This is a genomic window from Schleiferilactobacillus shenzhenensis LY-73, assembly GCF_000469325.1.
Taxonomy (GTDB): Bacteria; Bacillota; Bacilli; order Lactobacillales; family Lactobacillaceae; genus Schleiferilactobacillus; species Schleiferilactobacillus shenzhenensis.
The window spans coordinates 38,363-46,697 of record NZ_KI271586.1 but is presented as its reverse complement, the minus strand read 5'-3'; the positions used below and the strand labels follow the sequence as shown (position 1 = coordinate 46,697).

The following is an 8,335-nucleotide window of genomic DNA, read 5'->3' as shown; positions in this document are numbered from 1 at the left end:
GTGAGATTGGCCTTAGCGGTCGGTTTTTGACCGCTTAGGCCAACGGCGAGCTTTAAGCCAAATGCGTTCTTTGCATTTGGCTTAAAGTCGACGCACCACGTTCCAGCCCCCGCCAGCGGAGCCCGGAGTCACCCGGGCCAGCGCGAGAAACTAACCTGCCTCGCAATTTGCGCAGCCCGTAGCCACCCGGGCCAGCGCCGGACACTACCCCGTCTCAGTCCATCTCGTGCAGCGGCAGCGGATGCGGGTTTTGGCTGTTGTAGATGAACATGGCGTCGCCGAAGCTGAAGAAGCGGTACTTCTCGGCCACGGCGTGCTGGTAGGCATTGAGAATCATGTGCCGGCCGGTGAAAGAAGCGACCAGCATGACCAGGGTGGACTTGGGCAGATGAAAATTCGTGATGAACGCATCGACGACTTTCCATTGGTACCCGGGCTTGATGAAAATATCCGTCCAGCCCGAATCGGCTTTGATGGCGCCGTCGAACTTGGTCCCAATCGACTCCAGCGTGCGGATGACGGTGGTCCCGGTGGCGATGATGCGGCCACCTTTGGCGCGGACGTCATTCAGGGTAGCTGCCGCTTCCGGGGTCAACCGGTAGAACTCGGAGTGCATCTTGTGGTCTTCGACATTTTCTTCCAATACGGGGCGGAAGGTGCCCAAGCCGATGTGCAGGGTCAGGTAGACGAGCTTGACGCCCTTGTCTTGGACCTTCTGGAGCAGTTCCTTGGTCCAGTGCAGGCCGGCTGTGGGGGCCGCCGCTGAGCCGACTTCCTTGGCGTAGACGGTCTGGTACATCTCGGGGTCGTCGAGCTTCGCCTTAATGTATGGCGGCAGCGGGGTTTCTCCCAGCTTATCCAGAATCTCCATGAAGATGCCGTCGTAGCTGAAGCGGATCATCCGCACGCCTTCATCCCGTTCCTCGGTGACGGTCGCCTTGAGCAGGCCGTCGCCGAAGTCGATCTCGGTGCCGACGTGGATGCGCTTGGCCGGCTTCATCAGCACTTCCCAATCGTCGCCCTGGGGGTTATTCAGCAATAAGACCTCCACGTGGCCGCCGGTTTCCGGCTTGATGCCGTAGAGCCGCGCGGGCATCACCCGGGTGTCGTTCATGACCACGGCATCCCCCGGATGAACGTAGTCAAGGATGTCGTAGAAATGTTTATCGGTGGTCTCGCCGGTGGCGGTGTCGAGGACCAGCATCCGGGAGGCGTCCCGCTCGGGGAGCGGGGTCTGGGCAATCAGTTCTTGGGGTAAATCATAATCAAAGTCTTCTGTCGAGAGCAAAATTACACTTCCAAATCCATATTGTGTGATGGGGGTGTCAAGCCCAGGTGCTGATAAGCCAGCGGGGTGACGACCCGCCCGCGCGGTGTCCGCATGAGCAGACCGCGCTGCATGAGAAACGGTTCGTACATATCGGCCACAGTCTGTTCATCTTCGCCCACATTGGCGGCGATGGTCTTCAGCCCCACCGGACCGCCGGCGTAATGGTCGATCATCAGGTGCAGGATCTTGCGGTCCAGCGTATCCAGCCCCAAGTCATCGACTTGCAGCTGGGTCAGAGCCGACGCGGCAACGGCCTGGGTAATGGTCCCATCGCCGCTGACAGTGGCGAAGTCCCGTACCCGCCGCAACAGCCGGTTGGCGATCCGCGGGGTCCCCCGGGACCGCCGGGCGATTTCGCCGGCCCCTTGGGCATCAATGGTCAGACCGAAAATATGGGCCGAGCGGTTGACGATCTGGGTCAGCTCCTTGGTACTATAGTACGCCATATGCATACTGATCCCGAAGCGGTCCCGCAACGGGGCAGAAAGGAGCCCCGCGCGGGTTGTCGCCCCCACCAAAGTGAAGGGCGGCAGCGTGAAGTGGATTGGGTGCGCGGCCGGCCCCTCCCCCACCACGATATCGATATAGAAATCTTCCATAGCAGAGTACAGCACTTCTTCTACCGGTTTCGGCAGCCGGTGGATCTCATCAATGAAGAGGACGTCGCCAGGCTGAAGTTCGTTAAGCTGGGCGACCAAATCGCCGCTCTTCTCAATCGCCGGCCCGCTGGTTTGGCGCAGATGGACGCCCATTTCATTGGCGATGATTGCCGCCAGTGTGGTCTTGCCCAGTCCCGGCGGACCATAAAGGAGGACGTGGTCCAACGATTCGTTGCGCGCTAAGGCCGCCTGAATAAAGACGGCCAGCTGGTGTTTCAGGGCGTCTTGGCCGATGTAATCAGCCAGCCGGGTTGGCCGCAAGGTCATATCGGCGGCATCTTCGTTATTATTAGCATCGGCATCGACGATTCGGTCAGATTCAGTCACAGGCACATCCCCCTTTCTTCATGGTTCGCATTAGGCGCGGGTGAGCAGCTTCAAGCCCGTGCGGATATAGTCATCCGTGGACTGAGCGGCGGCCGTCCGCAAACTCTTGGCGACCCGGGTCACGTCCTTGTCGCTGTAGCCCAAGGTGCGCAGCGCGGCCAAGGCATCGCGCAAGGCCGGCGGGTCGTTGACGGCGGCTGGATCGGCCACTGCGGCGTGGGCCGGCACCGTTTTGCCCGTGGGCGTTAAGCGGTCCGCCAGCTGCAAGATGATCTGCTGGGCGGACTTCTTCCCAATCCCCGGGAAGTGGGTCAGATACTTCACATCATTCTCTTGAATGGCTTGGACCAGCGCCGCGGCATCGCCAGTGGCCAGAATGGCTAAGGCCGACTTGGGCCCAATACCGGTCACACTGACCAAGTGCTGGAACATGACCTTCTCATCCAAGTCGGCGAACCCGTACAGTGTCAAGCCGATGTTGTCGCGCAGCGTCTGTTCGACGTAGACCGTAACGTTTTCCGCACCGCTGGTGAAGCGGTAAGGATTGGGTACGATGAGCTTGTAGCCGACCCCGTGGACCGCCAGCACGATGTAATCCGTATGCACAGCGGCGACGGTGCCGGTGAAGAATTCGTACATGGCAGTCCCCTCTTTTCTCTCTGTTATTAGTCTAACACAAACATCTGTGCGTTACGCCCCGCCCCACGCATGGTGGGAATCCTGGATACGCTTGAACATGCGCGCCAGGTTCTGGTCGCTGAAGTGGGTCATCGTCGGCCGGCCGTGGGGGCAGTTGAAGGGATTCTCGCATTCCCGCAGGTCGTCCAGCAGCCGCTGGGCCTCGGCTTGACTGATCGTCATACCCGCCTTGATGGAAGCCTTGCAGGCAATCAAGGCGGTCGCCTTATTCAGGAACTTGGCCAGGCTCAGCGTGTGGTCAGTGAGAAAGTAGTCGATCATCTCGCGGATCATCGGTTCCACATCCTTCTGAGCGAACCACGCCGGGTGGGAATGCACGACAAACGAGTTGTCACCGAACGGTTCGAGGTCAATACCGACCTTAGCCAAGTCAGTCAGGTGCTGACTGATGGCCAAATAGTCCGCGGCTGAATAGTCCAGGATCAGCGGGACGAGCAGCGTCTGCTGGTCTGGCTGCAAGTGGCCGACTTTCTCCCGGTACATCTCGTAGTTCACTCGTTCCTGCGCCGCGTGCTGGTCCAGAATGTAGAACCCGTCTTCCCCCTCGGCCAGCAGATAAGTACGGTGCACCTGGGCCAGATAATGGAGCTGGGGGAAACGCTTGGCGGGGGTGTTGGTGTTGTCCACCAGCGCGGTCTGTTCGGCGGTCTGGGGCTGGGAACCGGCAGAAAACGCCAAAGCGGGATGGTCCTTGGCGACCCGGGCATCCCACGCCGCGAGCTTGGCCGAATCCGCCGACACGTCTTCAGGGTGTAACGCCCCGGGGGCGATGAAGGCAGCGGTGGTAACGTGGGCCGTAGCGGTCGCGGCCACGGGCGTGGTCTCTTCACTGACGACCGGATCGGCCGGGGCGGCTGCCGACGGCTTTCTGTCTTGGGTACTGATTGAATCCAGTTCATTGGCCAGGTCGGCCCACTGCTGCATCTGGGGGGAGCTGGGCCGGGAGTGGGAGCCGAGATTCGTCAGTGCGTTGGGCACCAGACGGGCGGTGCCCAGTTGCTCCGCCACCAGCTTGGTGAGCAGGTCGGTGAGCTCTTCTTCCTTGCTCAGCCGCACCTCCTGCTTGGTGGGATGCACATTGACGTCCACCAGCAGCGGGTCCATCTGAATGGCCACCACAGCCACCGGATAGCGGCCGACCATCAGCTTGGTCCCGTAACCCTCAATCAACGCCTTGTTCAAGGCATAGTTCTTGATGTAACGGCCGTTGATCAGGAGAGAAATGAAGTTCCGCGACGCCCGGGTCACCTCCGGCTTGGCGATATACCCGTGCACCTGATAGTCCAGCGTGTCCCCGGAAATGGGGAGCAGCGCCTGGGCAACGGAATTGCCGTAAATCGCGGCGATGGTCTGGCGCCAGTCCTTGTTGCCCACCGTGGCAAAGAGCGTCTTGGTGTCGTTCACCAGGGTGAAAGCAATATCGGGGTGGCCCAGGGCGATGCGGTCCACGATGTCCGCAATGTGCGACAGCTCAGTCTGGACGGACTTCATGTACTTCAGCCGGGCCGGCGTATTGTAAAACAGGTCCCGCACCGTGATCGTGGTCCCCTGGGGCTGGCTGGTCTTTTCCCGCTTAACCATCTCGCCGCCTTCAACTACGGCTGTGTCGCCCAGGCCGTCCTTGGTGCTGGTCGTCATCGTGACTTTGGCCACCGCCCCGATGGACGCCAGGGCTTCGCCGCGGAAACCCAGGGTGCCGATCTTGAACAAGTCGGCACTCGTGACGATCTTGCTGGTGGCGTGGCGGGCGAAAGCCAGCGGAATATCGTCGCTGGCAATGCCGCTGCCGTTATCGCTGACGGTAATCAGACTCATGCCGCCGTCTTTGACCTGGATGCGAATTTGACTGGCACCAGCATCCAAGGAATTCTCGACGAGTTCCTTGACTACTGAAGCCGGGCGTTCGATCACTTCCCCGGCAGAAATCTGGTTGCTGACTTGGGTCGATAGTTCATGAATTTTGCCCATGCAGACGCGCTCCTTTCTTCTGAGTTAATCTATTTTAGTGCGCACGGTCAGTGCCGCGCTTTTGCTGCTTTTTGGCGTCCCGGCGCAGTTTCTGCTGCCAAGCGTCGACTTGGTTCATCAGCTGAATCGGGGTCATGTGCCCAATATCCAAGTCCTTTAACGCATCCACAATATATTGACTCGTCGAATCGGGCAAGGCCACCGTCTGCGGCTGGAAGAGTGCCAGCTGTTGTTCGGCGTGTTTCTCCTTGGCTGGAGCAGTGTTCCCAGCTGCGTCCGTAGTCGCCTGCTGCTTAACCGGGGTGGCGGTCTCCGCCACTATGGGCACCGCCTGCTTCACGGTGGCGGGTGCCGGCACGGACCGTTTCTTCCCTTCCAATTCCTGCAAGATCACATCTGCCCGCTGAATCACCGGCTCCGGTAGTCCGGCCAGTTTGGCCACGTGGATCCCGTAGGACTTATCGGCCGGACCGGGCTCCACTTTGTGCAGAAAGACCAGCTGGCCATTTTCTTCCGCCGCCCCGACATGGACGTTCCTCAGCTTCGGCAAAGTGTCTGCAAGCTGGGTCAGTTCATGATAGTGGGTAGAAAACAGTGTCTTCGCCCCGACGTGGTTATGAATGTGCTCGATGATCGCCTGGGCCAACGCCATGCCGTCATAGGTGGCGGTCCCCCGGCCAATCTCGTCAAAAAGGATCAGGCTGCGGGGCGTGGCGTGGATCAGCGCATCGTTAGCCTCCATCATTTCAACCATAAAGGTACTATTGCCGGACAACAGGTCATCGGCGGCGCCGATACGGGTGAAAATGTGGTCAAACAGCGGCATCTGGGCCTTCTCGGCCGGAACATAACTGCCGCACTGGGCCATGATGACGGACAGTGCCAGCTGCCGCATATAGGTCGACTTCCCGGACATGTTCGGGCCGGTGATGAGCAAAATATCCGTGTCCTGGTCCATCGTCACGGAGTTCGGAACGTATTGATTGGGCCCGAGTACTTTCTCGACAACGGGATGCCGGCCGTTGACGATGTGCAGGTCCTGCTTGTGTTCGACGAAGGTGGGCCGGACGTAATGGTATTGTTCTGCGATAACGGCGAAGCCCTGCAGAACATCCAGGGCCGCTAATTGGGCCGCCAGCTGCTGGATGCGGGGAATTTCTTTCTGAATCTCCCCCCGGACCTCAGTAAATAGCTTATACTCCAGCGCGGTGGAATGCTCCTCCGCTTCCAGTACCAGCCGTTCCTGGTCCTTCAGCTCCGGGGTAATGAAGCGCTCGGCGTTCGTCAGGGTCTGCTTGCGCTCGTACCGGCCAGCGGGCACTTTATCCAAGTTCGCCCGGGTAATCTCAATGTAGTAACCAAAGACCTTGTTGTAACCGATCTTCAGGTTGTGGATGCCGGTCACCTGGCGCTCTTGGGCTTCCAGATTGGCGATCCAGCGCTTCGAATGGTGCATCGTATCCCGGTACTGGTCCAACTGGTCGTTATACCCGTCACGAATGACGTCGCCCTCCGTGATTGAGATGGGCGGATCGTCCACGATGGACCGGCCAATCAGTGCGGCCACTTCCGGTACCGGGTCCATCCCTTTAAGAAAAGCGGTGAAGCTGTCCCCCTTCAGCTGCTTCAAGGTGTCCATGATGCCGGGGACCTGCTCCAGCGAGGCCTTGAGCTGCAGCAAATCACGGCCATTGGCACTGCCCAGGGCAATACGGCCAGCCAGCCGTTCCAGATCATACACCTTGGTCAGCTGGTCTTGCAGCGCGCTGCGCTGGAAATAGTCGCCCACTAACGTGGCCACCTTATCTTGACGGGCAGTGATTTTCTTCACTGACAAAAGGGGCCGCTCTAACCATTGCTTCAGCAGTCGGCCGCCCATGGCGGTGCGGGTCTCGTCCAGCACCCAGAGCAAGGAGCCGTGCTTCTTGCCGTCGCGTCGGGCCGCGGTCAGTTCCAGGTTAGCCATGGCGTCGTGGTCCATCTGCAAGAACTGGCTGGGGGCGTAAACGACGGCCTTCTGCAAATGGGCGAGCGCCCGTTTCTGCGTATCCAAAAGGTACCCCACCAGCCGGGCCAAGACTTGTTTCTGCCCATCGTTGGCGGCATCCTGCCGGACGTAACTGACTTCCGCTGACGTCTCGGGCAGCTCCTGGGGGGACTCCAAAATATTCAATTTCTTCAACCCCGCCGCCAAGTCGTCTGGCAGATGCGGTGCCACCACCACTTCCTTGGTCTGCAGCGCGAGCATCTCGTTTTGCACATCGTCGATGCTGGCCAGAGTGGTCACCCACACTTCCCCGGTGGAGAGGTCGGTGTAGGCAAAGTGGTACTGACCGCCCTTTTCATCCACTGCGGTGAGAAAGTTGTTGTCCTGACGCTTGCCAGGACTGTCCGGCATCTGGGTACCGGGGGTGACCAACTGGATCACCGCCCGCTTGACCATGCCCTTGGCCAGCCGGGGATCCTCCATTTGTTCACAAATGGCGACTTTGTAACCTTTGTCGACAAGAATGTCGATATAGCTTTGGACCGCGTGGTGCGGCACCCCGCACATCGGTACCGGGTCCGTGACACTCTTATTGCGAGACGTCAAAGTCAGCTCCAGCATCTGCGAGCCTTTGATGGCGTCATCGTAAAAGAGCTCATAAAAATCCCCGATCCGATAAAACAGGAAGGCATCGGGGTATTGGTTCTTGATGGCGAAATATTGCTGCATCATCGGCGTTTGCTTGGAATTACTGGCCATGATCTGCTCCTTTTGGCTTACTTCGTTCTACTAAAATGTACCTTACATGATAGCACAAAATGGGCCTCGTGAGCGGGTTTGGCTCTCTCTGCTAGGGGGAGTGAAGTCTCTCCGCAGATTGGGAGGCAGGTTAGTGTCTGGCGCTGGCCCAGGTGACTACGGGCTGCGCAGATTGGGGGCTGGAACGTGGTGGGCACGGCTTTGAGCCTTTTAGCAAAGAGCGCTAAAAGTCTCAAAAACCGGCCTCATTCTAGGCGGCAAAGCCGCCAAGAATGATTTCACCACTGAGCCCCCATCTGCTCCGCCCTTCGTCACCCTACATTCTCGGAGACTTGAAATGTCCCGCTCGCCACGAAACACCGGCAGCCTCCTCCACGTTCGTGGTAGCAGTCGCCTGAAAGTACGAAAGTCCGGGCGGCACCTCCGGCGAATACGTCGTGGCACCAAGATCTTACGATCGAGTAGGATGTAGGCGATTTGGGCCCGGAGGCTGACGGGCGTCAGTGGCCAAATGGTCTTAGCGTCGGTCTTTGACCGCTTAGACCAAGGCCAGACTTTGAGACTTTTGACGTACTTTGTCAAAAAGGCCCAAAGCTGTGCCGGCCA

The 8,335-nt window shown here is 59.2% G+C and carries 5 protein-coding genes; all 5 read right to left on the bottom strand.

The genetic code is table 11. The annotated features are described in order from the left end of the window. Nucleotides 1–214 precede the first annotated feature (214 nt). Genes queA through mutS form a run of 5 tightly spaced genes read right to left on the bottom strand, consistent with a single transcriptional unit; the run spans nt 215 to nt 7,729 of the window. Nucleotides 215–1,291, bottom strand: coding sequence for a tRNA preQ1(34) S-adenosylmethionine ribosyltransferase-isomerase QueA (gene queA, locus L248_RS05615; protein ID WP_051999869.1), 1,077 nt, complete (start codon nt 1,289–1,291; stop codon nt 215–217). Next, a complete protein-coding gene (ruvB, locus tag L248_RS05610; protein WP_196811999.1) occupies nt 1,291–2,322 on the bottom strand; it encodes a Holliday junction branch migration DNA helicase RuvB in 1,032 nt (343 codons plus the stop codon). Before ruvB ends, queA begins: the two co-directional genes overlap by 1 nt. Before the next feature lie 24 nt (nt 2,323–2,346). Next, nucleotides 2,347–2,955, bottom strand: a complete 609-nt coding sequence (gene ruvA / locus L248_RS05605; RefSeq protein WP_022529156.1) for a Holliday junction branch migration protein RuvA — start codon at nt 2,953–2,955, stop codon at nt 2,347–2,349. Between the two features lie 51 nt (nt 2,956–3,006). Then, nucleotides 3,007–4,983, bottom strand: coding sequence for a DNA mismatch repair endonuclease MutL (gene mutL, locus L248_RS05600; RefSeq protein ID WP_022529155.1), 1,977 nt, complete (start codon nt 4,981–4,983; stop codon nt 3,007–3,009). Nucleotides 4,984–5,017: 34 nt separating this feature from the next. After that, nucleotides 5,018–7,729: a DNA mismatch repair protein MutS gene (gene mutS / locus L248_RS05595; protein ID WP_022529154.1), complete on the bottom strand. Its 2,712-nt coding sequence runs from the start codon at nt 7,727–7,729 to the stop codon at nt 5,018–5,020. Nucleotides 7,730–8,335: the final 606 nt, after the last annotated feature.